Annotated in this window: 28 protein-coding genes; 11 read left to right on the forward strand and 17 right to left on the reverse strand. The window is 32.1% G+C overall.

Features of this window, described 5'->3' with window-relative positions:
- Genes AC2D6V_RS08230 through AC2D6V_RS08240 form a run of 3 tightly spaced genes read right to left on the reverse strand, consistent with a single transcriptional unit; the run spans position 1 to position 2,387 of the window.
- Positions 1-759 (reverse strand): DJ-1/PfpI family protein, encoded by a 759-nt coding sequence (locus AC2D6V_RS08230; protein WP_484647612.1) that lies wholly within the window; start codon positions 757-759, stop codon positions 1-3.
- A 3-nt stretch (positions 760-762) separates the two neighbouring features.
- A complete protein-coding gene (locus AC2D6V_RS08235; protein ID WP_484647613.1) occupies positions 763-1,140 on the reverse strand; it encodes a VOC family protein in 378 nt (125 codons plus the stop codon).
- A complete protein-coding gene (locus AC2D6V_RS08240; RefSeq protein ID WP_484647614.1) occupies positions 1,131-2,387 on the reverse strand; it encodes an MDR family MFS transporter in 1,257 nt (418 codons plus the stop codon). The genes AC2D6V_RS08235 and AC2D6V_RS08240 overlap by 10 nt, the downstream gene beginning before the upstream one ends.
- A 281-nt stretch (positions 2,388-2,668) precedes the next feature.
- On the opposite strand from AC2D6V_RS08240, the gene AC2D6V_RS08245 reads away from it, so the two are divergent.
- A complete protein-coding gene (locus AC2D6V_RS08245; protein ID WP_484647615.1) occupies positions 2,669-3,274 on the forward strand; it encodes a DUF1684 domain-containing protein in 606 nt (201 codons plus the stop codon).
- Positions 3,275-3,308: 34 nt separating this feature from the next.
- Here the strand turns inward: AC2D6V_RS08245 and crcB are convergent, their stop codons facing one another.
- Together crcB and AC2D6V_RS08255 are read right to left on the reverse strand one after the other, a co-directional pair.
- Entirely contained in the window at positions 3,309-3,674 is a 366-nt protein-coding gene (gene crcB / locus AC2D6V_RS08250; protein ID WP_484647616.1) for a fluoride efflux transporter CrcB, read from the reverse strand.
- Between the two features lies 1 nt (position 3,675).
- Positions 3,676-4,695 (reverse strand): SRPBCC family protein, encoded by a 1,020-nt coding sequence (locus AC2D6V_RS08255; protein WP_484647617.1) that lies wholly within the window; start codon positions 4,693-4,695, stop codon positions 3,676-3,678.
- A 187-nt stretch (positions 4,696-4,882) separates the two neighbouring features.
- On the opposite strand from AC2D6V_RS08255, the gene AC2D6V_RS08260 reads away from it, so the two are divergent.
- The gene (locus AC2D6V_RS08260; protein WP_484647618.1) at positions 4,883-6,919 is read left to right on the forward strand and encodes a dipeptidyl-peptidase 3 family protein; all 2,037 of its coding nucleotides are present in this window, start codon (positions 4,883-4,885) and stop codon (positions 6,917-6,919) included.
- 531 nt (positions 6,920-7,450) lie between these two features.
- Positions 7,451-7,837, forward strand: a complete 387-nt coding sequence (locus AC2D6V_RS08265; protein ID WP_484647619.1) for a pyrophosphohydrolase domain-containing protein — start codon at positions 7,451-7,453, stop codon at positions 7,835-7,837.
- Between the two features lie 49 nt (positions 7,838-7,886).
- Here AC2D6V_RS08265 and AC2D6V_RS08270 read toward each other — a convergent pair whose 3' ends face one another.
- Positions 7,887-8,954, reverse strand: a complete 1,068-nt coding sequence (locus AC2D6V_RS08270; protein ID WP_484647620.1) for a branched-chain amino acid aminotransferase — start codon at positions 8,952-8,954, stop codon at positions 7,887-7,889.
- Between the two features lie 94 nt (positions 8,955-9,048).
- Between AC2D6V_RS08270 and AC2D6V_RS08275 the strand changes: the two genes are divergently transcribed.
- The 3 genes from AC2D6V_RS08275 to AC2D6V_RS08285 all read left to right on the forward strand — a co-directional run bounded on the left by AC2D6V_RS08275 (position 9,049) and on the right by AC2D6V_RS08285 (position 11,288).
- Positions 9,049-9,552 carry a DUF4920 domain-containing protein gene (locus tag AC2D6V_RS08275; RefSeq protein WP_484647621.1) on the forward strand — a complete coding sequence of 168 codons (504 nt, stop codon included), beginning with the start codon at positions 9,049-9,051 and terminating at the stop codon, positions 9,550-9,552.
- 2 nt (positions 9,553-9,554) lie between these two features.
- Complete coding sequence (gene mnmC2 / locus AC2D6V_RS08280; RefSeq protein WP_484647622.1) at positions 9,555-10,265, forward strand: tRNA (5-methylaminomethyl-2-thiouridine)(34)-methyltransferase MnmC2; 711 nt, start codon at positions 9,555-9,557, stop codon at positions 10,263-10,265.
- Between the two features lie 114 nt (positions 10,266-10,379).
- Positions 10,380-11,288: a TIGR01777 family oxidoreductase gene (locus tag AC2D6V_RS08285; RefSeq protein ID WP_484647623.1), complete on the forward strand. Its 909-nt coding sequence runs from the start codon at positions 10,380-10,382 to the stop codon at positions 11,286-11,288.
- Position 11,289: 1 nt separating this feature from the next.
- Here the strand turns inward: AC2D6V_RS08285 and AC2D6V_RS08290 are convergent, their stop codons facing one another.
- The 7 genes from AC2D6V_RS08290 to AC2D6V_RS08320 form a co-directional block, all read right to left on the reverse strand.
- Complete coding sequence (locus AC2D6V_RS08290) at positions 11,290-12,045, reverse strand: DUF2268 domain-containing putative Zn-dependent protease (protein ID WP_484647624.1); 756 nt, start codon at positions 12,043-12,045, stop codon at positions 11,290-11,292.
- A gap of 94 nt (positions 12,046-12,139) precedes the next feature.
- The gene (locus tag AC2D6V_RS08295) at positions 12,140-12,817 is read right to left on the reverse strand and encodes a hypothetical protein (RefSeq protein WP_484647625.1); all 678 of its coding nucleotides are present in this window, start codon (positions 12,815-12,817) and stop codon (positions 12,140-12,142) included.
- A gap of 161 nt (positions 12,818-12,978) precedes the next feature.
- Positions 12,979-13,470 (reverse strand): DUF192 domain-containing protein, encoded by a 492-nt coding sequence (locus AC2D6V_RS08300; RefSeq protein ID WP_484647626.1) that lies wholly within the window; start codon positions 13,468-13,470, stop codon positions 12,979-12,981.
- A 1-nt stretch (position 13,471) separates the two neighbouring features.
- The gene (lgt, locus tag AC2D6V_RS08305) at positions 13,472-14,401 is read right to left on the reverse strand and encodes a prolipoprotein diacylglyceryl transferase (RefSeq protein ID WP_484647627.1); all 930 of its coding nucleotides are present in this window, start codon (positions 14,399-14,401) and stop codon (positions 13,472-13,474) included.
- 16 nt (positions 14,402-14,417) lie between these two features.
- Positions 14,418-15,545 (reverse strand): peptidylprolyl isomerase, encoded by a 1,128-nt coding sequence (locus AC2D6V_RS08310; protein WP_484647628.1) that lies wholly within the window; start codon positions 15,543-15,545, stop codon positions 14,418-14,420.
- Positions 15,546-15,552: 7 nt separating this feature from the next.
- Positions 15,553-16,095, reverse strand: coding sequence for a gliding motility-associated peptidyl-prolyl isomerase GldI (gene gldI, locus AC2D6V_RS08315; RefSeq protein ID WP_484647629.1), 543 nt, complete (start codon positions 16,093-16,095; stop codon positions 15,553-15,555).
- Positions 16,088-17,107 carry a DHH family phosphoesterase gene (locus tag AC2D6V_RS08320; RefSeq protein ID WP_484647630.1) on the reverse strand — a complete coding sequence of 340 codons (1,020 nt, stop codon included), beginning with the start codon at positions 17,105-17,107 and terminating at the stop codon, positions 16,088-16,090. The genes gldI and AC2D6V_RS08320 overlap by 8 nt, the downstream gene beginning before the upstream one ends.
- An 88-nt stretch (positions 17,108-17,195) precedes the next feature.
- Here AC2D6V_RS08320 and AC2D6V_RS08325 point away from each other — a divergent pair, with 88 nt between their 5' ends.
- Positions 17,196-17,615: a nucleoside-diphosphate kinase gene (locus tag AC2D6V_RS08325; protein WP_484647631.1), complete on the forward strand. Its 420-nt coding sequence runs from the start codon at positions 17,196-17,198 to the stop codon at positions 17,613-17,615.
- An 83-nt stretch (positions 17,616-17,698) separates the two neighbouring features.
- Here AC2D6V_RS08325 and AC2D6V_RS08330 read toward each other — a convergent pair whose 3' ends face one another.
- The 4 genes from AC2D6V_RS08330 to recF all read right to left on the reverse strand — a co-directional run bounded on the left by AC2D6V_RS08330 (position 17,699) and on the right by recF (position 19,722).
- Positions 17,699-17,890 carry a cold-shock protein gene (locus AC2D6V_RS08330; protein WP_484647632.1) on the reverse strand — a complete coding sequence of 64 codons (192 nt, stop codon included), beginning with the start codon at positions 17,888-17,890 and terminating at the stop codon, positions 17,699-17,701.
- Positions 17,891-18,044: 154 nt separating this feature from the next.
- Positions 18,045-18,236: a cold-shock protein gene (locus AC2D6V_RS08335; protein WP_042242688.1), complete on the reverse strand. Its 192-nt coding sequence runs from the start codon at positions 18,234-18,236 to the stop codon at positions 18,045-18,047.
- Positions 18,237-18,336: 100 nt separating this feature from the next.
- Positions 18,337-18,633, reverse strand: coding sequence for a DciA family protein (locus AC2D6V_RS08340; protein WP_484647633.1), 297 nt, complete (start codon positions 18,631-18,633; stop codon positions 18,337-18,339).
- Positions 18,634-18,642: 9 nt separating this feature from the next.
- Positions 18,643-19,722 (reverse strand): DNA replication/repair protein RecF, encoded by a 1,080-nt coding sequence (recF, locus tag AC2D6V_RS08345; protein ID WP_484647634.1) that lies wholly within the window; start codon positions 19,720-19,722, stop codon positions 18,643-18,645.
- A 137-nt stretch (positions 19,723-19,859) separates the two neighbouring features.
- Between recF and AC2D6V_RS08350 the strand changes: the two genes are divergently transcribed.
- The 4 genes from AC2D6V_RS08350 to mutL all read left to right on the forward strand — a co-directional run bounded on the left by AC2D6V_RS08350 (position 19,860) and on the right by mutL (position 23,645).
- The gene (locus tag AC2D6V_RS08350; RefSeq protein WP_484647635.1) at positions 19,860-20,627 is read left to right on the forward strand and encodes a tetratricopeptide repeat protein; all 768 of its coding nucleotides are present in this window, start codon (positions 19,860-19,862) and stop codon (positions 20,625-20,627) included.
- 1 nt (position 20,628) lies between these two features.
- On the forward strand, positions 20,629-21,114 hold the full coding sequence (gene ribH / locus AC2D6V_RS08355) for a 6,7-dimethyl-8-ribityllumazine synthase (RefSeq protein ID WP_484647636.1): 486 nt from the start codon (positions 20,629-20,631) through the stop codon (positions 21,112-21,114).
- A gap of 389 nt (positions 21,115-21,503) precedes the next feature.
- A complete protein-coding gene (locus tag AC2D6V_RS08360) occupies positions 21,504-21,791 on the forward strand; it encodes a riboflavin synthase subunit beta (RefSeq protein WP_484647637.1) in 288 nt (95 codons plus the stop codon).
- A gap of 3 nt (positions 21,792-21,794) precedes the next feature.
- Positions 21,795-23,645, forward strand: coding sequence for a DNA mismatch repair endonuclease MutL (gene mutL, locus AC2D6V_RS08365; RefSeq protein WP_484647638.1), 1,851 nt, complete (start codon positions 21,795-21,797; stop codon positions 23,643-23,645).
- Position 23,646: the final 1 nt, after the last annotated feature.

A 23,646-nucleotide genomic window follows, 5' to 3' on the forward strand; every position in this document is an offset into this window, starting at 1 on the left:
TTATTGTTTATTAATAACTAGATGAGGTACTTCATCTAATTCCCAATCAATTACTAAACCACCAGCTAAAGACTGTGCAACTTCTTTGCCATATAAATACTCGGATAAATAAAGTGCAGCTTCAAAACTTTTTGCACCTCCTGCAGATGTGATATACTTACCATCATGAACAAATAAGACATCTTTTCTAATATCTAATTTTGGAAACATACTTCGCATTTTGTTAATATCGCTAGGAAATGTCGTAGAAACAGAATTATTTAATAAACCTGCTTTTGCTAAAACAAAAGCACCATCGCAATGTGAAGTAATAAATTTGGCATTAGTATTCACTTCTTTTACAAAGTTAATCATGGCTCCGTCTTCTAAATCTGAGTCCAAATGATGTTCTGCACTAGGTACAACAAGAATATCAATTTTTGGAAGAGAATCTGTCACATAATTGAAATCGGGTAAAATACGCATGCCTTCAAACGTAGTAATAGCATTATCAGTATTTGCAACAGTAAACACATTCATGGCTTTAATACTATCTCTAAAAATGGTATGTTGAAAAATATCATAGGGAGCAGTGAGTTCTGTATTATAAACACCGTCCATAATTAAAAAAGCAACATTATAACGATTTGGTCCTAACTTTGGAAACGATTTTTTTACGGTTTGCTCAAGTTGTTCAAATTTCTTTTTGCTATCATTTTTCACAAAATGATTACACCCAAAAAAAGCACCAACAATTAATAATGATATTAAATATTTCATAATTTAATTTACACGCCAAGGCGGATTTTTTCTGTTTTTTCCAGCATGATATAGAATAATGAGGTTTCCATCCAAGTCTTTTAATCGTGCTTCACGCCATAACCAAGGTCTATCTTCTGGGAGTTCTGTAAAAACGATTCCTTTTTGTTGAAGTTCTTCAACAAGAGTATCTAAATTATCATTTTCAAAGTAAATACTTATACCAGAATTTTCAGGTATTGCCTCTACTTTATGAATAGAAAATGTGCTGTCCCCAACTGGACATTGGAATCTTACATACCCTGGGGTTGCATCAACAATAAGATGCAAACCCAGAGTTTTATAAAACTCTGTTGACTTTGCAACATCTAATGACGGAATTGTTATCTGGTTTAAATCCATAAAATCTCTTTTTCTTTTTCTTTATCTTTATCTTTTACTTTTTGCTTTTTCTTAATATTTAAATACTGACTTAAAATAAATAATAAAAATACACAAAGTGCTGCAAGTATTGTAACAATATACCAAGTGTTATTAAACCCTAGATTATCTACCATTCGCATACCAGCGTTATGTCCAAAGATATGCGCTATAGAAAATGAAATAGAATAAAGAGCCATATATTCTCCCTGATTCCCTTTTTTCGCTCTATCCATTGCAAAAGCATTTGAAAACGGAAAAGCGATCATTTCACCAAAAGTCATTAAGAGCATACCAATTACTAAAACACCTGCCCAATTAGACATGTTTAATATTAAAAAACTTAAACCAGTTAAAATAGCGCCAAAAAGCATTAATCCGGATTTTGTAAAGGTGGTATTTTCTAACCATTTTATTAATGGCATTTCTAATGCAAAAATGATAAATCCATTCATACCTAAAAGTATGCCTATTTCAAATTCGGTTAATGCATGTGCATCTTTATAATACAATGGCATGGTAGAAAAATATTGCAGAAATACAATTCCGAAAAGCACCATAGCAACTAGAAAAATTAAAAATGCTTTATCTCCATAAGCCGATTTAGGATTTTCAGTTTTAACATTATCTAAAGTTTTAGTCGTTTTCGGGTTTAAAACATTAATAAGCACCAAAGTAGCAGCGATACAAGTAATGCCATCAACCCAAAATAAACCACCGTAGCTTAGCGTGGTAATAATAATACCACCTATAGCTGGTCCTGCAGAAAAACCAAGATTTATGGCTAATCTAATTAGCGTCACAGATCGTGTTTTATTCTCTGGTTTACTGTAGGCACTTAACGCTACGAACATAGCAGGACGAAACATATCTGCAACTAACATTACCAGAAATATACCAAAGCAAAATCCAGAAAAAGTTGTTAAAAATTGTAAAGCTATAAATAAGATTCCTGTTCCTAACAGGCTATAAACCATCACTTTGTAATAGCCTATTTTGTCGGTTAGTTTACCACCTAGCCATGAACCACCAACGGAACCTAAACCAAAAGCGCTCATTACCCAACCTACATCACTAAAAGAGAAATTTAGACTTTCTCTTAGGTACAGCGACAAAAAAGGAATTACCATGGTACCAGCTCTATTTATAAGTGTTATTAGAGATAGCCACCATACTTCTTGCGATAGGCCTTTAAATGTGTTTAAGTAATTATTGAGTAAAGTTTTCATTAGTTCTAATTGTTCAAGTTTCTGTTTTCATCTATTGGTTTTAATTAAGTCGAGAATGGACTAAAAATAAAAAGTCCGACTGTGAAGTCGGACTTTTTAATATTGTAATATTTTATATTCATATCACCACAATATATCATAAGCCCAACTACTTGTTTTTAAACAAGAGGTCCATTGCTTTCTATAAATTGTGACGTTACTAAGCATTTTTATTTCTTTTGAAAGGTCAAAGCTATGTAAAATTTTCTTAAGTTGTATTTTTGAAATCAAATTATTTTAAAATGAAATTTGCAATATCTGTTTTTATATCAATTATTTGTTTCACAAGTTGCGCTCAAAAAAAAAGACCACTAGTAGGTGAAACTGCTTTTCAAAAAGAACAGAACGCCATGTTTAAAGATGCCAGTAAATCACCGTTAAAAGATAAAGATCGTAAGATGTTTGAAGGGCTGGAATTTTTTAAGTTTGATTCTACATACGTTGTTGAAGCTAGTTTTAAAAGAACACCAAATGAAGCAGCTTTTAAAATGAAGACCACTACAGATAGACAACCTATTTATGTGAAATATGGTGAACTTAATTTTAATTTAAAGGGTGAGAATTTCACATTGAATATATATCAAAATCAAGCTTTGATTGCAAAAGAAGGCTATGAAGACTATCTGTTTCTACCTTTTTTAGACGAAACAAATGGACTAGAAAGTTACGGTGGTGGGCGTTATATTGATTCTCAAATTCCAGATGGTGATACGATGGTTCTTGATTTTAATCAAGCCTATAACCCTTATTGCGCCTATAATGATAAATACTCTTGCCCTATTGTACCAAGGAAGAATTATTTAAAGATTAGAGTAGAAGCAGGAGTGAAGGCTTTTGGGAAGCATTGATTGAAGTTAATTAATATTTTTACAAAATCGAGCCTCATTTCACCAAAAACATCCCTAAAAAAACAGCTAAAAAACCAACGACAAAACTTCCTATAGTGTACAATGCAAAGCTTGTGAAATCGCCAGATTTTAAAAACATATGGTTCTCGTAAGCAAAGGTTGAAAAAGTTGTGAAACCACCACAAAAACCTGTCGCTAGCAATAATGTTTGACTTTGGGATAAGGAATTATTTTTTGCCGCTAGACCTAAAATAATACCAATAAGTAAACTTCCTAAAATATTAGCGGCGAAGGTTCCATAAGGAATGCCAGTTTCGGTACTATTTAAATATTTCCCGACAATAAAACGTAAAACACTACCAAAGCCACCACCAACAAATACTAATAATAATTGCTTCATACTATTTTATAGCGATATAAATTTCGGTAAGCCAATCAGCAGGGTTTGGGTTGCTCATTGGGTCGTTAAGATACGCTTCAAGCATTGGTCCATTTTCGGCAAATTCTAATCCATTATCTGGAATATATTTCATCACTGTTTCCCAAGCTTCTTTTAAGTTTTCGTAGTTTCCTTTGAGTGTTGTTTTAACTGCTTTAAAAGGTTCTAATTGTCCTGTTAATATCTCACTATCTGTAGTAATAACTTTTTCGGTAGTTGGTACACAAGCTGAAAACATGACGGCATTATTAGCTTCATCCCATTTATGGTAATGTGTAAAAGGGGCACCAGCCATTTTTATATTATTATCCATAGCATATAGGCCAACTTTTGGCATTAGTTCTTGCATTTTACTTGCTAACTCAGAAATTTTACACGAGGTTGTGGTGTATAAATAATAGCCGCCGCCATGTTGTGTGATTCCATTTACTTCAACACGATATTCTTTCATATCAGCAACTAAAAGACTCTCTAATTTTTCTAGTCCACGTTCAAAATCTGGACCAACCTGCTCGTCCATACTTCCTGTAAATGCGGTATAGACTTTAAAGCCAAATGGTAAATCTTTACCTTTCATATTCCAAGTGACTTCAGTAGAACCATCTTCATTAGGGTTAAAAGTCCAATTTATTTCGGAAGGAGGGAAATCTGCAAATTGCATCTTTTGAGTAATTGTTTTATTTTCTTCAGAAGCGATAGTTTTCATAGTACCTGTACCGTCTTTGTCTTCCCATGTATAAGAGCCTTCTATACCATTAGTTTGCTCGCTTAATGTGATGACAGTACTGGGTTCTTTTTCAACCCATGGCGACCATGCTTCCCAGTTTTTAAAATCAATTATATTATTATAAGCTACCGAGACAGGGACTTTTATAGTTCTACTTCTTGTTACATCAAAAGAATCAGGTTGAACAGCAACATAAATGGCTCCCCCAATGATAGCAATTAACAATAAAAAAAGGATGTACTTAAAAGCTTTCATGATTTGGTTTTATTTTTGTTAAAATGTAAAATCAAATATAATCATTTTTAAATTTCCGTTAATAAATTATTACATTTGCTGTTCTAAAAATAAATATTCAATAATTAAACATCTAAAATTTAGATTAATCAATAATTTTAACCGTTTAATCATCCATATTTTGAAGAACTTTAAATTAAATATTCCTATGAAACTAAAATCATTCTTAAGTATCTTATTAGTTGCTATCTTTCTTTCGTCTTGTGTGGACGATAAATCTAAAAAACAGGAAGAACCAGCAATGGCTGAATCTACCGAATTTAATCATAATGTAGAGCAATTTGCCGATATTAAAATTCTACGTTATAAAATTCCTGGATGGGATAACCTTTCGTTGAAGCAACAAAAACTTGTTTATTACTTAACGCAGGCTGGACTTTCTGGAAGAGATATAATGTGGGATCAAAATTATAGACACAATTTAAAAATTAGAAAGGCTCTTGAAAATGTATATACGAATTACAACGGTGATAAATCTTCGGATGATTGGAGTGCTTTTGAAACCTACCTAAAGCGCGTTTGGTTTAGTAATGGTATTCATCACCATTATTCGAATGATAAATTAAGGCCTGAGTTTTCTTCAGATTATTTAAATCAATTACTAGCCGAGACAAATACTACTTTGGATGGAGATGCGTTTGGTGTTATTTTTAATGACGCCGATAGTAAAAAAGTAAATCAAGCCAAAGGTGTTGATAATGTAGCGCTTTCTGCAGTTAACTTTTATGGACCAAATGTTACAAATGCTGACGTTGAAAGTTTTTATAAAGCAAAAGTTTCTCCTAATCCAGATAAACCTTTATCGTTCGGATTAAATTCTCAATTGGTTAAAGAAAATGGTGAGCTAAAAGAGCGTGTTTACAAATCTGGAGGGCTTTATGGTTCAGCAATTGATGAGGTTGTGAAGTGGTTAGAATTGGCTAAAGGCGTTGCTGAAAATGAAGCACAAGGGAATGCATTAGGTTTATTAATTGATTATTACAAAACAGGTGATTTACAAACTTGGGATGATTATAATGTGGCTTGGACAAGAGCTACTGATGGTGATATCGATTACATAAATAGTTTTGTTGAAGTATATAATGATCCATTGGGTTATAGAGGGTCTTACGAAACTATTGTGCAGATTAATGATTTTGATATGTCTCAAAAAATGGCTGTACTTTCTGAAAATGCGCAATGGTTTGAAGATAGCTCACCGTTAATGGACGAGCATAAAAAGAAGAATGTCGTTGGTGTAACTTATAAAGTAGTTAGTGTGGCAGGAGAAGCAGGTGATGCTTCACCAAGCACACCAATAGGGGTGAACTTACCAAATGCCAATTGGATTAGAAAATCTGTTGGAAGTAAGTCAGTTTCTTTAGGAAATATAACAAATGCTTATAATAATGCTTCGAGTTCAGGACGTCTTAAAGAGTTTGTTCACGATAAAGAGGAGCTTGAATTAGAAGAAAAACATGGGCAGTTAGCAGATAAATTACATACTGCTTTGCATGAAGTAATTGGTCATGCTTCTGGGCAATTAAATCCAGGAGTTGGAGAAACAAAGGAGACATTGAAAAATTATGCATCAACTTTAGAAGAAGGACGTGCTGATTTAGTTGGTTTGTATTATTTATACAATTCTAAGCTTCAAGAGTTAGGTTTGGTTGAAGATTGGAAATCAATTGGAATAGCAGCTTACGATGGCTATATAAGAAACGGATTAATGACGCAATTAATACGTTTAAATTTAGGAGATGATGTTGAAGAAGCGCATATGCGAAATAGACAGTGGGTTTCTGCATGGGCTTACGAAAAAGGAAAAGCTGATAATGTGATTGAAAAAGTTACACGTGATGGAAAAACATATTTTAATATTAATGATTATGATAAGCTTCATGATTTATTTGGACAGTTACTGCGTGAAACACAGCGTATAAAATCTGAAGGCGATTATGCTGCTGTTGAAGCCTTAGTTGAAGGTTATGGTGTAAAAGTAGATCAAGCTATTCATAAGGAAGTTTTAGAAAGAAATAAACAGTTCCCATCACCTCCTTACAGTGGTTTTATTAATCCACTATTAGTGCCTGAAACTAATGATACGGGAGAAATAATTGGAGTAAAAGTAACTCAGCCAGAAAATTTTGCAGGACAAATGTTAGCTTACAGTAAACACTACAATTTTTTACCTGAGGTAAATTAAAAATAATAGCTTTACAAACTTATTTAAGAACAGATCCTTTAATCAAGGATCTGTTCTTTTGTTTACGCTAAAAACAAGTAAAAGTAGGTTAATAACAATAAGTACCGTAACGAGTAAAAATATTTTCATTGCCAGTTTCATTTAGTGATTAAATAGATGCAAATTAAAACGATTGGTTGCGTTTAATTAATAGGGTTATACAATAATATAACAGTTTAGACAACAATTCTCCTACTAGGTCACTTGACTTTTTATTGTGAAATTGGTAAAGAATTTATTTGAAGAAAAATTTAATAGCTGTTATAAATAAGATAAAAGCAATAAAAGCAATAAGAACCCAAACACTGCCAGCGTAGAACTGTTTGTGTAGTTTTAAATCTTTTCGATAAGTAAAAGCAATTATTATAGCGAAGGCAATAAAAAATAAAACTCCAAAAATGATTTGACCTTTACTAAACATATGATTATTTTTATGCAAATTTAATGAAAACAGATTTCCTTCTTTGAGGAAATGAAAAAAATATATTGTTAATGAAGAACAAAATAGAAGCCGTAAAAGCATTTCATGCAGCATTCAAAATTGGACATAGAGAAACGCCTAAGGCAGATTTAGGTTTGGCAAAAAATATGTTACGCTATAAATTGATGCGCGAAGAAAATGAAGAGTACCTAGAAGCAGCTAGTAGTAACGACTTAGTTGAAGTAGCCGATGCATTAGGAGATATGCTTTATATTTTGTGCGGAACTATTATAGAACATGGGATGCAACATAAAATAGAAGAAGTTTTTGATGAAATCCAACGTAGTAATATGAGTAAATTGGGTGAAGATGGTCAGCCAATTTATAGAGAAGATGGAAAGGTTTTAAAAGGCCCTAATTATTTTAAACCTAATATCGAATCTATTTTAGAGGTATGAAAAAAGAGAAGTCAATTGGCTTCTCTTTTTTTTATTTAATAACAGTTAATTATTTAACTGCATAACGCCATCCAAATGGATCTTCGGCTTTATTAGTTTGAATATCGGTAATGCGTTTTTTTAAGTAACTAGCATAAGTCTCCTTCAATTCTGGTAGATCATAATCTTCATCTTTATAGCCAAAACCAGAAATAGGCGAAATCACCGCTGCAGTTCCTGCTCCGAACATTTCTTTTAAAGAACCGTCTTTTGCTGCTGCTACAACTTCACGAACAGAAAGTTTTCTAACTTCCACAGAAATACCATCAGATTCTGCCAATTGTATAATGCTTTTTCTGGTTATCCCATCTAGTATTCTATCGCTTGTTGGGCCAGTAATTAATGTGTCGTTTATGCGAACAAAAATATTCATAGCTCCGGCTTCTTCAATGTATTCGTGTGTATTATCATCTGTCCAAATAACTTGCTGATATCCTTTTTCAACGGCTAATTGTGTTGGGTAAAATTGTCCAGCATAATTACCTCCGGCTTTTGCAAATCCAACACCACCATTAGCAGAACGAGAGTATTTTTCTTCAATTAAAACCTTGACTTTTCCAGAGAAATAAGCTCCAGATGGTGCTGTGGCAATAATGAATTTATATTCATTAGCAGGTGATGCATGAAAACCATTGCCAGAAGCAAATACAAAAGGTCTAATGTATAGCGAACTTCCCTCATTTTTAGGAATCCAATCACTATCCACTTGTAATAGCGTTTTTAAACCATCCATAAAAGAACTTTCAGGTAGTTCTGGAATAGCTAATCGCTTTGATGAAATATTTAAACGCTTAAAATTATCTAACGGGCGAAATAACCAGACATTTTCATCAGAATCTTTATAAGCTTTCATTCCTTCAAAAACCGATTGTCCATAATGAAAAATCTTTGCAGACGGATCTAAAGAAATAGATTGATATGGCATCACCTTAGGAGCATGCCATTTACCATCTTTATAATCACAAACTAGCATGTGATCTGAAAATGTATTTCCAAATTTTAGGTTGCTAAAGTCAACCTCTGTAATTTTGGAAGTTTTTGCTTTTATAACCTCTATGTCATTGATTATAGCATTCATAAGCCAAGTAATTTATTACTACAAATTTATACAAAAACGTTTTTAAAAAAGGGGTATATTTACATAAATAGTTCAAAATTGAAATATTGATACCATGAAGCGCATTACCTTATTAATTATCAGTGTATTAGTGTTAAATTCTTGCAAAAACAAAAGCACTAATAAAACTGACGCAGAACTAGAAGAAGAAAAGATAGAATATACGTCTTTTGGCAAAGCAATTATTGCTGATGATGCGATAGCAGCGAGTTCAATGGCTACACATTATAAAACAATGCAATCTGGCGATAGTATCAATTCTAAAATGATAGCAAAAGTGAAAGAGGTTTGTCAAGTTAAAGGCTGTTGGATGATTTTAAGTATAGGTGATGAGAGTGAAGTGATGGTTAAGTTTAAAGATTATGGTTTTTTTGTTCCGAAGAATATTTCAGGTAAAGAAGTTATTGTAAACGGACAGGCTTATGTAAAAGAAGTTTCTGTTGATGAGCAACGGCATTATGCTGAAGATGCTGGTAAATTGGCAGAGGAAATTGCCAAAATCACAGAACCAAATAGAACCTACTCATTTGAGGCAGATGGTGTTTTAGTAATTCAATAATTTTGGAACGAAAAATTGTTATAACTGGTGATGGTTCTTCTACAATTCATTTGCCAGAATGGGATGAGCAATATCATTCGAAGCATGGAGCTATACAAGAAGCATATCATGTTTTTATAAAACATGGGCTGAATCATTATTGTAATTCTGCTGTGAAAGTTGTTGAAATTGATTTAGAATCTCGTGAGGCCGTTTCAATTTTAGAGATAGGTTTTGGTACAGGACTAAATGCCTACATCACGTTGCTTGAAGCTGAAAAACTAGGGATTGCAATTGATTATGTTGGAGTTGAAGGCTATCCTGTTGCAATGGAGGAAGTAGAACAATTGAATTACTCTAAAGAATTAAATTACGATAAGGTGCAAGGTTTATTTAAAAGTTTACATGAAGTATCTTGGGAAGAAAAACATCAGTTAGTCAATTTTTTTTCAATAGAAAAGCAAAAGAAATTATTTCATAACATCGAAGAATTTGAAAAGTTTGATATTATCTATTTTGATGCCTTTGGGGCAAGAGTGCAGCCAGAATTATGGACAGAAACGGTTTTTAAAAAGATGCATAATGCATTAAAACAAAAAGGAATTTTGGTAACATATTCTGCAAAAGGAAGTGTTCGTCGTGCTATGAAAACAGTAGGGTTTAGTGTTGAAAAGCTTCCTGGTCCACCAGGAAAGAGAGAAATGTTACGAGCTACAAAAAATAGTATAAAATGATAAATAATAATTTTGATTGTTAAGGAATTGACAACCAGTTTATTTATTCTGTTAAACCTAATATAAAACGTTAGTTATCCTAGACAGCTTTTTGTAATTTTATAAAAAAATAAAATGCGTGTATTAATAACTGGGGCTACAGGACTTGTTGGGCAAGAGATTGTTAAGCTATGCCACGCAAAGAAAATTAAGGTTAATTATTTAACAACTAGATCTTCAAAAATTCATAAAAGCAAGAATTATCAGGGATTTTATTGGAACCCAAATAGGCAAGAGATAGATAAAACATGTTTTAAAGACGTAGATGCTATTATTCATTTGGCTGGGGCAAGTGTTTCAAAGCGTTGGACAACATCTTATAAAAAAGAAATTTTGTCAAGTAGAATAGAATCAACAGAACTTCTAATTAATAGTTTAAAAGATGAATCACATTTCATAAAGCATATTGTGTCAGCTAGTGCTATTGGTATTTATCCAGATTCACTTATCAATTATTACGATCAATCTTGTAATAATTATAGTAAAGCTTTTTTAGGTAGGGTAGTGCATTCATGGGAAAAAGCAGTCCATGGTTTTTCAGATTTAAATATAATTGTTACAAAAATTAGAATTGGGCTTGTTTTGTCTAATAATGGAGGTGCGTTACAGGAAATGGTTAAGCCTATTAAGTTTGGAATGGGGGCTTCTTTTGGAACTGGAAAACAATGGCAATCATGGATACATATTCAAGACCTAGCAAGTATGTTTTTATATGTTTTGGAAAAAAAGTTATCAGGTGTTTATAATTGTGTGGCACCAAACCCTGTCACTAATAATGAATTAACCAAAACGATAGCTGATGTTTTAAAGAGACCTCTTTTTATGCCCAACATCCCTAAGTTTTTTATGAAATTTATTTTTGGAGAGATGCATGCGTTATTATACGAAAGCCAACGTGTAAGCTCTAAAAAGGTTGAAAACAAAGGGTTCTATTTTAAATTTCATCATTTAAAACCTGCTTTGGAGGATTTGTTGCTTAAATAAATTATTGTTTAAATGAATTAGCAGATTCATTAAAAAGGTTTGATGGTTTTTTAGTAGTATTTATCTGCATGAAGTCTTTTACCAATTTGTAACCAATGGAATAACCGACCCAACGAGGGATTTCAGCGCTATTACCAAAAAACCAATCACGATGATTATATGAATTGTCTAACCAAACACCTTTTGCTGTTTTAACCCAACTTTCCAACTCCTTTCCAGAAATTGCAACAGACCATATTGGAGGTTCAATATTCATAACTTCCATTGCAAAACAATCCGCTAATCCTTCTGAGACTAATGCTTCTAGTAAAGTAGAGCCATAGCCTACATGTCTTCTGCGATTAGCATGATGTATTTCATGAGCTAACATTGGAGCAAGCTCATTAGAAATTGAATGTTCTAAGTTTGGGAAATTTTGGTCAATTGATATAATAACTTCTTGATCATTTGGATTATATCCACCTATTCCAATTTCGGGGAGGGTGTTTGAAGGTGAATCTCTAATAATAATTTTTAAATTTTCAATAGGCATTTTTTGATTAACTAGAGATAAGGTTTTTTTAACAACACTTTCAATAGCATTTTGTTCATTTTGAAGTAACTTATTTTGTTCAAAAATTAGACTGCTATTATATTCTAATTTTATTTCTGAACAAGAACTACAACCTTGTAAGCCTTCAGAAGGTAAGCATCCCAATAGCGATAGGTTAATTAATAAAACAAATTTCTTAAGCATGCTATAGATAATTACACTCATAGTTTCCACGAGTAATTTAATTTAAAGATTAAATTATTTAGTTTTTGTTACAGTTGGTTAGCAAGAAAATTAATAATAATAAATTTAATCAAAATTAATACCTAGAGTTAGGGTTTATTTGTTTTTTAGTGAAGTAATAGGCAATAATTGTAATAATTTCGTTTATGATAAATAATTGGCCTATGCCAATTACTGACTGAGCTAAAAACTTTTTTTCTACCATTAAATATTCAAGTCCGCCAAAAATTGGTCCCCATAATAGATAAGGAAATAGTATTATATAAAATAAAAACCAAAGGACTTTATTTTTATTACCAATTACCTTATAAGCTTTGATAAGTGGCGGCAAACAAATTAACCATATAATAATTATGACGGACCAATAAACAAAAGAGGTGTTTCCAAATAAATGTGAGGAGGCATAGAATTCATCGTTCATTCTAAAAAAAGGAGAAACCATTCTTTGAAAAGGCAATTGTGCAAATATCATTGCAAATCCAAGATGTTTTTTATAGTCTGTATTTTTTTCTTTAAGCAAATACCTACCAAAATACATCATCAGAAATGTAAATAGTGGCCCTATGTATGTAGCTATAAAAGATTTTTTTTCATCATCGCAAGCTGTTTCAAAATAGTTAAATGTTTTAATCCCCCAATCTCCACAAATCAAATATCCAGCAAAATGATGAACTAATTCATGCAATGACACATAAAGCATAATTATGCAGTAAAAAGCCAAGCAGTAGCGCCAAGTTATTTTTAGTTTAATCATGAATTTATAAGAAATAATAATTGCTTATAAATTAAGACTAATTAAGTAGAAAATCGGTTACAATAATTTCAATATTTTTTTATCATAATAAAAGGAGGAATTAAAAAAGTGGAAGAGATTTGAAACTATTATTAAATTTACTGTTGCAACTTAATAAAATCTTACTTAAAATCTAAACTATCCCCAATAGAGAGCTGCCAACTATCAGATAAGCCAGCATTAACTTCCAAAACATATTTGGCTGGAGCATTAGATGGAAGAGAGTTTTCGTTAAATGGTTGTGCATTCTTTTGAAAACTAACAATTTTTAAATCACTATCTACATAAATTAAATCCAAAGGAATTTTTGTGTTTTTCATGTAAAATGAACGTTCTTGTTCATCGTCAAAAACAAATAACATTCCTTGGTTATTTTGCATAGAATTTCGATACATTAACCCAGTTTGTCGTTCAAATTCTGTGTCTGCAATCTCTAGGTCTAAATTAATTAGTGTGGAATCTGAAGTTATTTTATACAAAGTAAGCTCACGCTCTTTTTTAAAGAAAACTTCGGTTTGCTTTATTGGTTTTTTATCATCTTTACATGAAGTATATACAAATAGAATAATTATTATAAGTGTGTAATCAAATAATTTTAAAATTCTATGTGTCATATTAATTCAATTCTGTTTTGGGCTTATAAGCAATCATAAAATACAATCCAATAATAATAAAAGGAATACTTAACCATTGACCTGTATTAAAGCCCAACCAGTTAATATATTCATCACCTTGAGGTTCTTTAACAAATTCCACAAAGAAGCGCACTGTCCAAAGGAGTAGTAAAAATAAGCCGAAAAGAAAACCTGTTTGATCTCTTTTTGTAGTTTTAGAATAGAAATACCATAGTATTAAAAACACAAAAACATACGAAAACGATTCGTATAATTGAGCTGGATGTCTAAATGGAACAGCTTCCAATAAATTTTGAAACTGTGGATTATCTGTTATAGCATTATAGGCTTTTTGTACATCTTTTATGCCTGTTAATTGAGTAATTTGGCTTTTATAATAGTAATCTTGAATAAAGCGAACACCTATATTAGAATCTGTTACTTTTCCTATAATTTCAGAATTTATAAAATTACCGATTCTTATAAAAACAGCTCCAGAGGCGACTGATATAACAACGCGATCTAACACCCAAAGTAATGATTTGTATTTATATTTTTTTCTATACAAATACATACCAATAATTATCCCAATGGCTGCACCGTGACTTGCTAGACCTTGAAAACCGGTGAATTCAAATCCCCCTCTAAATTTGAAAGGTAAGAAGATGCTAAAAAAATCTTGTGATATTAATTCTGATTGATAGAAGAGTACATGACCAAGACGCGCACCAATCATAGTTGCTAAAACTGTGTAAATAAAAAGTGGATCTAAATAGTCTAAAGATATTTTTTCCTTAGTAAAAATACGCTTCATAATATACCAACCAATTACAAAGGCTATGACCCACATAAGGCTGTAAAAGTGTAATTTAAAATTACCTACAATGTCGATACCTGTTACTGGATTCCAGTCAAATTTTAATAAATACATAATTTTTTTATTACAGCTATTTTATAAGTTCAAGAATTTCTACTTCAAATATAATATTGGATTTAGGCGGAATTCCATTGCCGCCAGCTTCTCCATATGCTAGGTGATAAGGAATAAACAATGTAGCTTTATCACCTACTTGTAATTGCTGTAGTCCTTCCTTAAATCCAGGAATCATACGAGCGTCTGGTCCACAATCTGCTTCAATGGGTTTGTAGGCACCAGCTTTTTTTTGTTTTTCATTAACAGCGTCAAGTGCTTCGGCAGTTTCTAATTTACTAGTTTGGAGTAGTTTGCCATCCTCAAAATAAACAGCATAATGTGTCAAAGCTTTCGATCTTTCATTTAATTCAGAGCCACTTCCTTTTTCACTAACAAAATACTCTAAACCAGATGGTAATTTAATCGATTTATTTTTCTGCTTGATAAATTTTTCTTTGGTAGTTTTAAGAATATTGGCGGCTTTTTCAGCTTTTTCTTTTTCAAAACGTTCAGCTTCAGCAAAATGATTTTCAAAAATATTTGGAGCATCGAAAGATTTGGCTTTGCTTCCTTTTCTTATAATATTTAATTCTTCAATTAGGATATCTTGGACTGGTTTATTTCCACGTTCTACTTTAACATTCGAAATAGAATCATGTATGTCTAATCCAATTATTAATTCCCCAAAAACACTATGTCTATTGTCTAAATGAGGTTTTGGAATTTCAGTTATAAAAAACTGGCTACCATTAGAGTTTTTCCCCGGATTTGCCATTGACAAGATACCGGGTTTGTCATGTTTTAGATCGGGGTGGAATTCATCTTTAAATTTATACCCTGGGTTTCCGGTACCATTCGCCAAAGGGTCACCACCCTGAATCATGAAATTATTCATTACACGATGAAAAGTTAGACCATTGTAAAACTTTTTCCCTTTATATATGCTGTTAACCATTGTATTGGTACCTTCAGCTAAGGAAACGAAATTAGCTACTGTTACTGGTACTTTTTCATGTTCTAATTTAGCAACCATTATACCTTTAGTAGTTACAAATTCTGCATAAATACCGTCTTCAAGATCTGGATATTGGGCTTTGCAGGAAGTAAGGTTTAGAAGGATTGCAAATACTAAAAATTTTATTGAACACTGTATATGCTTCATGCTAAATCTATTGATTTTCTTTAATGGCGAGTACGGTAACTTCACATATTAAAGGCATATTACTGCCAATTTTATTTTGGTCACCATAGTAACCGTATGCCTTTTGAGAAGGAAATAAAAAAGTAACAGTTTCTCCAGTTTTCATGAGTTTTAATCCTTCTCTTAAACCAGTAAACAATTCCTGCTTATCCATAACATAGCGTTGCGTTTGAAGGTCTTCTTTGGAATATACGAGTGATCCATTAAGAGATTTAACATTGTAATTATAATCAATGATATCTCCGAAATCTGGCGTATTTAAAGAGTCAATTTCAGATTTTAAATTATAGTAATACCAAAAACCGCTTTTTGAAGCTATAAAATCCATTTCTGGTTGTTGCTCCATTACTTTTGCTATACTTGATTTTTCTTGAGCATTTAATTTTATATTTCTTTCCACAGAGGCATCTATAAAAGAACCTGTTTTAACAGTTACTGGTTTGCGTGCTTCAGGAGCCTTACAACTTGCTAACGAAAGTGCTACAAGTACTATGGATATTAGTTTATTCATCGTTCAGGGCTTTATTATAACTAGGCAATATACTAATAAATTTTTCAATTGTATTGTTTAACGATTCATAGCTTTTACCACCAGCCGCATTGGTATGTCCGCCACCATTAAAATGTGCTCTGGATAATTCATTAACCGAGAAGTTTCCTTTAGATCGTAGTGAAATCTTAATAATCCCTTCTTGTTTGTCTTCAATAAATATGGCTGCTAAAACTACATTATTTAGTGATAGCCCGTAGTTAACAATACCTTCTGTGTCTCCTTTTTTATAATTAAAGCGATGCAATTCTTCTTGGGATAAAGAAATATAGGCGGTCTTATATTCTGGAATCACCTTTAAATTATTAAGTGCGCATCCTAAAAGTTGCAAACGCTCATAGCCGTTAGTATCGTAAACATTATTATGGATTTCGGTATTATCAGCTCCTTTATCAATAAGTTCTGCTATAATTTTATGAGTGGTACTTGTGGTTGATTTAAATCTGAAAGAACCAGTATCTGTCATAATTCCAACATAAAGACAAGTTGCTATTGCAGCATCTATTTTACTTGTATCTTCTAGCATTTGGATAAAATGATATACCATTTCGCAGGTAGAACTCATTGCTACATCGCTAAACATATAAGTGGCATAATCATCAGGAGCTTGATGGTGGTCAATCATAATTTTAATTCCCTTACTTTCGCTTAATACTCCCTCCATATTACCTGTTCTATGAAATGCATTAAAGTCTAAGGTAAAAATAATATCGGCGGCATTAATTAAACTGTCACAGGTTTCAGTTTGGGCATCATATCTTAAAATGGAATCTTCTCCTGGTAGCCATTTTAAGAATTCTGGAAAATCGTTTGGCACTATTACTAAGGCGTCATGATTGATTTTTAAAAGATAATGATATAAACCTAGAGTAGAGCCAACTGCATCTCCATCTGGATTTTTATGAGGTACAATAACTATCTTTTTTTCTGTTGAAAGTAGTTGTTTTATACTTGCTATTTCTTCTGTATTCATAGAAGGCGAATATACAATTTTTTAAAATTGGATAAACTTGTTTATAATGTGAAATAAGTTATTTTTGCAAAAAAATAATAGAATTATAATGGCAACAAATAGAACATTTACAATGCTTAAGCCTGATTCAGTTGAAAAAGGGCATATTGGCGCAATATTAAATAAAATTTCAGCTTCAGGGTTTAGAATTGTAGCAATGAAATTAACTCAAATGACAAAAACAGATGCTGAAACATTTTATGCAATACATAATGAGCGTCCGTTTTTTGGTGAGTTAGTAGAATATATGACACGTGGACCTATTGTGGCTGCGGTTTTGGAAAAAGAAAACGCGGTAGATGATTTTAGAACCTTAATTGGAGCTACTAATCCAGCAGATGCGGCTGAAGGAACAATTCGTAAGTTATTTGCAGCTTCTATGGGTGAGAATGCGGTACATGGTAGTGATAGTGATGAGAATGCTGCTATTGAAAGTGCATTTCATTTTTCTGGAAGAGATATGTTTTAATTCAATAGAAATAAAATAATAATAAAAAGCCTGCAATTTGCAGGCTTTTCTTTTTCAATAAAGTGATAAAAATAAAATATATATTATATTACTTTAACGTTTACGGCATTTAGGCCTTTTCGACCTTCCTGTAAATCAAATTCAACTTCATCGCCTTCGCGAATCTCGTCGATTAATCCAGAAATGTGAACAAAATGTTCCTTACTTGAACCTTCTTCAGTGATGAATCCAAATCCTTTGGAATCATTGAAAAATTTTACTGTTCCTTTACTCATGTTTTAAAAATATTAAATTAATTACTTATTACTTTGCAAACTTAGTGCCAAATTATTATTCGCATTAAATATGCTTTGAAAAGATAATAAATAAAAAAAAGTCTGTCAAATAAATTTGACAGACTTTTAATTTGTAATTGTTAAAGTATATATCTTAGATTACTTTTACGTTTACGGCGTTTAATCCTTTTCTACCTTCTTGTAGATCGAATTCAACTGCATCACCTTCACGAATTTCATCGATAAGTCCTGAAATGTGTACGAAATGTTCTTTGTTGTTGTCATCTTCAACGATGAATCCAAATCCTTTAGAATCGTTGAAAAATTTTACGGTACCTTTACTCATTGTAATATGTATTAAATAATAATTAAGCCGCAAAGGTACTATAAATAACTATATGTTTTCGCTTTTAGGTATCTTTTTTAAAAATATTTTTTATTCGTAATCATCGTAGAATCAATTTCTTAACGATTTCTTTACCTATTTCTTCGTTAAGCATGGTTATAATTTTTTGTTTTCCATAACTTAATTCCTCCCTCAAAACACTAGAGCTTAATTGAATGTATAGCGTGTTACGTTCCAATTGAACACCTGTTGTATAATTATTAACACCATTGCCCATAAGCTTTACCCATGCATCTGCAACATTCACCTTATTCAAACCTTTCTCAAGCTTGTTGGTTTCAACAAATTCTTTTAAAGCATCAGAGATGCTTCTATGTTCGTTATTGCGTTTTGCCATAATTCTAAATTACAATTTAAAAATCTCATAAGACTGATGTACTTGCTTCACAGCATTTTCAGTTCGTTCTGCGTGTGTATCACTTATAAAAATTTGTCCGAAGTTTTCATCATCCACTAATTTAATGATTTGAGAAACACGTTGTTCGTCTAACTTATCAAAAATATCATCAAGCAATAAAATAGGGTTTACACCACTTTGTTCTTTTATAAAATCGAATTGTGCCAGCTTTAGAGCAATTAAAAATGATTTTTGCTGTCCTTGGCTACCAAACTTTTTAATAGGGTGTCCTCCTATATTAAAATGTAAATCATCTTTATGAATACCAACACTGGTATATTGCAAAGCCTTGTCTTTATTTATTGCACGTCTTAAAAGACTATCAAGGTGGTCTTCAAGCAAATCGCTACTATAAACTAAATCAACTAGCTCCTTACCATTACTAATCGCTTCATAGCGCATTTTAAAAATTGGAATAAAAGCTTCTAAAAATTCATTACGCTTTTTAAAAATTTCTGTTCCGTATTCGTTCAATTGGGTGTTATAAACATCTACGGTATCGCTATTATACGTGTGGTTTAATGCGAAATATTTTAGTAAAGCATTCCTTTGTGCTAGTACTTTATTGTACTTTATTAAATTACTTAAATAGTTTTTGTTACTTTGAGATATGACACTGTCTATAAATTTGCGGCGTGTATCACTGCCATCAGTAATAAGATCCCTGTCTGCGGGAGATATTATTACTAATGGTAAAAAACCAATGTGCTCGCTAAATTTATCGTAAACTTTAGCATTGCGTTTTATCACTTTTTTTTGACCTCGTTTCAAACTAACAATAACTTTTTCTTCCTTATCAAGTTTTTGATAGTCACCATTGACTACAAAAAAATCTTCACCATGTTTAATATTTTGTGTGGCTACAGGATTAAAATAACTTTTTCCAAAGGATAAATGATAAATTGAATCCAACACATTAGTTTTACCAATACCATTATTGCCAACAATACAATTTATTTTCTCGTTGAAAATGAATGATTTACTATCGAAATTTTTATAATTAAGTAATGAAAGTGATTTTAAAATCATACAAAAAACAACTTAAAGCGTATTTGGTGGCTAAACTCCTAAAAAGAAGTGCAAATTATTGAAAAATATCAAATAAATACCCTTTTAGTTCTTAAGAAAAATTATATTTTTGCGCCACATTAATTAGAAAGTATAGAATGGCAACTTACAAGAAAAAATACAAAGCAAAAACTAAAGGTGAGAAAGAACAAAATATAGAAGCCGGCTCAACAACGGCTGAAGTTTTTAACACACTTGACGAAACAGCATCAAAAACAGAAGCGTTTGTTGAGAAAAATCAGAAGTATATATTTGTTATCATAGGAATTGTTGCTGCAATTGTTTTAGGCTATTTAGGTTATAATGAATATGTAGCGAAACCTAAACAAGTGGAAGCCATGAACGATATGTTCCAAGCGCAGAAATATTTTAATGAAGCTGTAAACGGAACTGAGAAAGATTCGCTTTACAATTTAGCATTAAATGGGGGTGAAGGAAAATTTGGCTTACTAGATATTATTAATGAATATGGTGGTACTAAATCGGCTAATCTAGCTAGTTATTATGCGGGTACTGCTTATTTAAGATTAAAAGATTATAAAAATGCTGTTACTCATTTGAGTGATTTTGAAAGCGATGATGAAATTTTGGCGCCTTTGGCAAAAGGAAATATTGGTGATGCCTTTGTGCAATTAAATCAACAAGAAGATGCATTAGGTTATTACGATCAAGCAGCTGCAATGCGTAGTAACGAATATACTACACCTATGTATTTATATAAAGCTGGAACAATTGCTTTAGATTTAGGAAAAGCAAATAAAGCTTTGGCATATTTTGAGCGCATTAAGGATGAATTTCCAAATTCTACTGAAGCATCAACTGTTGATGTCTTTATAGGAAAAGCGCAAGTATTAGCGAATAAATAATATGGCTACGGTAAATAAAAATTTATCCGATTACGATAAAACAACAATCCCAAACGCGAATAAATTTCGGTTTGGGATTGTTGTTTCAGAATGGAATGATACCATTACAGAAGGCCTATATCAAGGAGCTTACAATACTTTAATCGAAAATGGGGTTTTACCCAATAATATTGTTCGATGGGATGTTCCAGGAAGTTTTGAATTAATTTATGGTAGCAAGAAAATGCAGGAACAAATGGTAAACGCCGTAATTGCAATTGGTAGTGTTATTCAAGGAGAAACCAAACATTTCGATTTTGTTTGCGAAGCAGTTTCGCAAGGAATAAAAGACCTCAATATTATTCGCGAAACACCAGTGATATTCTGTGTTCTTACAGATAATACCTTGCAACAGGCACAAGAAAGGTCTGGAGGTAAGCACGGTAATAAAGGAACCGAAGCTGCCATTGCGGCTATTAAAATGGCAGAGCTAAGGAAAAATAGTTAAGCTTTATTAAAATCCTAAAAATATATTCTTGAGCTTCTTTGCTTTATTTGGAATTTACTTCAAGTATTTTGTTAACAATTTTTAGCGTTTCAATTCGCTGTTTCTACACCTTTTTGAGTATTTTTGAAAGATAAGCACTAGAGACTTTGTTTAAACAACGTAAGCATAAAACCTTTAATTATAAACCTAGGTTTTCGCAAGATCAAGAAAGCAACCCCTTAAATGAATCTAAGGATAAACCAGATTTTGTTTCTAGATGGAAAGTGGGAAGATCTAGAAAGCGGAGAGGAGGTATGTCTATGCGGACGTTAATTATTGTTTTGGTATTATTATTGATTTGTATGTTTATACTCGATTCAAAAATCAATTAATTTAAAAGCTTAGAAATCATGGGAATTTTAAAACTTCGTAAGAACAAAAAATTTAATTATACACCGCGTTATTATAAAGGTAGCGAAGAAGGAAGTCCTTTTGAAATCAAGCATAAATTTGATGACTATAGAAAAACCGTTGGGAGCAATAACGGACTTAAAACAAAGTTTACTAATGCTTTGGACGATTTAAAAAACAACCCAGATAGAGAAGCCAACAGACGCATTATAATTATAATCGCTGCTTTAGTTTTGGTTTTTCTTTTCATAATCGATTTCGATTTATCTATATTCTTTTCTAAGTAATTTATGGCAGACATTATACAGCTATTACCAGATCATGTTGCAAATCAAATTGCCGCTGGAGAAGTTGTTCAACGTCCCGCATCGGTAGTAAAGGAGTTACTTGAAAACGCTATTGATGCTGGAGCCAACACAATTAAACTTATTATAAAAGACGCAGGAAAAACCCTTGTTCAGGTTATTGACGACGGAAAGGGGATGAGTACAACCGATGCGCGTTTAAGTTTTGAACGTCATGCGACATCCAAAATTAGAACTGCAGACGACCTTTTTAAATTACATACCAAAGGGTTTCGTGGTGAAGCTTTGGCAAGTATAGCAGCCATTGCACATGTGGAGTTAAAAACAAAACAAGAGCAAGACGAAGTTGGAACTAACATAGAAATTGAAGGTAGTAATGTTGTAGGTCAAGAAGTGGTTGTAACCCCCAAGGGAACATCAATCGCTGTAAAGAATTTGTTTTTTAATATTCCCGCAAGACGTAATTTTTTGAAATCTAATACTGTAGAATTAAGACATGTAATCGACGAGTTTCAGCGTGTTGCTTTAGCACATCCTAATATTCAGTTTGCGCTTTACAATAATGGAAGTGAGACATTTAGTTTGCCTGTTAGCAATTATAGACAGCGTATCGTTAATATTTTTGGAAATAAGACTAACGAAAAATTAGTACCCGTTGAAGAAGAAACAGAAGTGCTTAAAATTTCGGGATTTGTGGGTAAACCTGAGTTTGCTAAACGAACTAGGGGCGAGCAATACTTCTTTGTAAACAATCGATTTATTAAAAGTGCTTATTTAAATCATGCCATTGCTTCAGCATTTGAAGGTTTGTTGAAAAATGGAACACACGCCAGTTATTTTTTGAACCTAGAAGTCGATCCGCAAACCATAGATATTAATATTCATCCAACTAAAACAGAAATTAAATTTGATGATGAGCATACACTTTATGCATTACTGCGTTCTGCTGTTAAGCATAGTTTAGGACAGTTTAATATTGCTCCAGTTTTAGATTTTGAGCGTGATAATACTCTAGATACACCGTACAAGTATAATCAAGGAGCTGTCGCTGTTCCAAAAGTAGAAGTTGACAAAGAATTCAATCCATTTCAAGAGGAAAAAAGATCGTTTACATCCACCATATCTTATAAGAAAGAAGCTTCGGCTGGGTGGGAAAGTTTGTATCAAGGTTTAGATACTAATAATGATAATATTGAAAGTGACTTTGGAGATGTTAATTTTGAAACTGAAGAAGCCACTGCTTCAATTTTCCAAAGTGATAAAACCATTGATAACGGCAATTCCACCTATCAACTTCATAATAAATATATAGTAAGTACTATTAAATCTGGCATATTGGTCATAGATCAAAATAGGGCGCATCAACGGATTTTGTACGAAGATTTTCTTCAGCATATTACAGTTAAAAAAGCGGTTAGTCAGCAATTATTATTTCCTTTAGAGTTACATTTTTCCAATCAAGAAACAACTATTATAGATAATTTAAAGGAAGATTTAGAGAATACAGGATTTATATTCTCTAGCATTTCTGAAGAAACGGTTGAAATAACAGGAGTACCCTTGAGTGTGCCAGAAAGTGAAGTATCAATTATATTAGAACAACTAATTAGTGATATAGAAAATGAAGTGCCAGATAGTCATTTTAGTACTACCGATTTGTTAGCCAAATCGATGGCTAAAAGTTTGGCTATAAAACCAGGGCAATCTATTTTAAAAGAAGAGCAAGAACATTTAGTTAACAAGCTTTTTGCCTGTAAAGAACCCAATGTTTCACCTACTAATCGAACAACATTTATAACATTAACTGTCGATGAGTTGGATAAAAAATTTATATAAT

The organism is Algibacter sp. YIN40 (genome assembly GCF_057219435.1).

Excerpts from the sequence above, each read along its gene's own strand:
- AC2D6V_RS08230 (WP_484647612.1), bottom strand. The coding sequence starts at position 759 with ATGAAATATTTAATATCATTATTAATTGTTGGTGCTTTTTTTGGGTGT.
- AC2D6V_RS08235 (WP_484647613.1), bottom strand. The coding sequence starts at position 1,140 with ATGGATTTAAACCAGATAACAATTCCGTCATTAGATGTTGCAAAGTCA.
- AC2D6V_RS08240 (WP_484647614.1), bottom strand. The coding sequence starts at position 2,387 with ATGAAAACTTTACTCAATAATTACTTAAACACATTTAAAGGCCTATCG.
- AC2D6V_RS08245 (WP_484647615.1), top strand. The coding sequence starts at position 2,669 with ATGAAATTTGCAATATCTGTTTTTATATCAATTATTTGTTTCACAAGT.
- crcB (WP_484647616.1), bottom strand. The coding sequence starts at position 3,674 with ATGAAGCAATTATTATTAGTATTTGTTGGTGGTGGCTTTGGTAGTGTT.
- AC2D6V_RS08255 (WP_484647617.1), bottom strand. The coding sequence starts at position 4,695 with ATGAAAGCTTTTAAGTACATCCTTTTTTTATTGTTAATTGCTATCATT.
- AC2D6V_RS08260 (WP_484647618.1), top strand. The coding sequence starts at position 4,883 with ATGAAACTAAAATCATTCTTAAGTATCTTATTAGTTGCTATCTTTCTT.
- AC2D6V_RS08265 (WP_484647619.1), top strand. The coding sequence starts at position 7,451 with ATGAAGAACAAAATAGAAGCCGTAAAAGCATTTCATGCAGCATTCAAA.
- AC2D6V_RS08270 (WP_484647620.1), bottom strand. The coding sequence starts at position 8,954 with ATGAATGCTATAATCAATGACATAGAGGTTATAAAAGCAAAAACTTCC.
- AC2D6V_RS08275 (WP_484647621.1), top strand. The coding sequence starts at position 9,049 with ATGAAGCGCATTACCTTATTAATTATCAGTGTATTAGTGTTAAATTCT.
- AC2D6V_RS08285 (WP_484647623.1), top strand. The coding sequence starts at position 10,380 with ATGCGTGTATTAATAACTGGGGCTACAGGACTTGTTGGGCAAGAGATT.
- AC2D6V_RS08290 (WP_484647624.1), bottom strand. The coding sequence starts at position 12,045 with ATGAGTGTAATTATCTATAGCATGCTTAAGAAATTTGTTTTATTAATT.
- AC2D6V_RS08295 (WP_484647625.1), bottom strand. The coding sequence starts at position 12,817 with ATGATTAAACTAAAAATAACTTGGCGCTACTGCTTGGCTTTTTACTGC.
- AC2D6V_RS08300 (WP_484647626.1), bottom strand. The coding sequence starts at position 13,470 with ATGACACATAGAATTTTAAAATTATTTGATTACACACTTATAATAATT.
- lgt (WP_484647627.1), bottom strand. The coding sequence starts at position 14,401 with ATGTATTTATTAAAATTTGACTGGAATCCAGTAACAGGTATCGACATT.
- AC2D6V_RS08310 (WP_484647628.1), bottom strand. The coding sequence starts at position 15,545 with ATGAAGCATATACAGTGTTCAATAAAATTTTTAGTATTTGCAATCCTT.
- gldI (WP_484647629.1), bottom strand. The coding sequence starts at position 16,095 with ATGAATAAACTAATATCCATAGTACTTGTAGCACTTTCGTTAGCAAGT.
- AC2D6V_RS08320 (WP_484647630.1), bottom strand. The coding sequence starts at position 17,107 with ATGAATACAGAAGAAATAGCAAGTATAAAACAACTACTTTCAACAGAA.
- AC2D6V_RS08325 (WP_484647631.1), top strand. The coding sequence starts at position 17,196 with ATGGCAACAAATAGAACATTTACAATGCTTAAGCCTGATTCAGTTGAA.
- AC2D6V_RS08330 (WP_484647632.1), bottom strand. The coding sequence starts at position 17,890 with ATGAGTAAAGGAACAGTAAAATTTTTCAATGATTCCAAAGGATTTGGA.
- AC2D6V_RS08335 (WP_042242688.1), bottom strand. The coding sequence starts at position 18,236 with ATGAGTAAAGGTACCGTAAAATTTTTCAACGATTCTAAAGGATTTGGA.
- AC2D6V_RS08340 (WP_484647633.1), bottom strand. The coding sequence starts at position 18,633 with ATGGCAAAACGCAATAACGAACATAGAAGCATCTCTGATGCTTTAAAA.
- recF (WP_484647634.1), bottom strand. The coding sequence starts at position 19,722 with ATGATTTTAAAATCACTTTCATTACTTAATTATAAAAATTTCGATAGT.
- AC2D6V_RS08350 (WP_484647635.1), top strand. The coding sequence starts at position 19,860 with ATGGCAACTTACAAGAAAAAATACAAAGCAAAAACTAAAGGTGAGAAA.
- ribH (WP_484647636.1), top strand. The coding sequence starts at position 20,629 with ATGGCTACGGTAAATAAAAATTTATCCGATTACGATAAAACAACAATC.
- AC2D6V_RS08360 (WP_484647637.1), top strand. The coding sequence starts at position 21,504 with ATGGGAATTTTAAAACTTCGTAAGAACAAAAAATTTAATTATACACCG.
- mutL (WP_484647638.1), top strand. The coding sequence starts at position 21,795 with ATGGCAGACATTATACAGCTATTACCAGATCATGTTGCAAATCAAATT.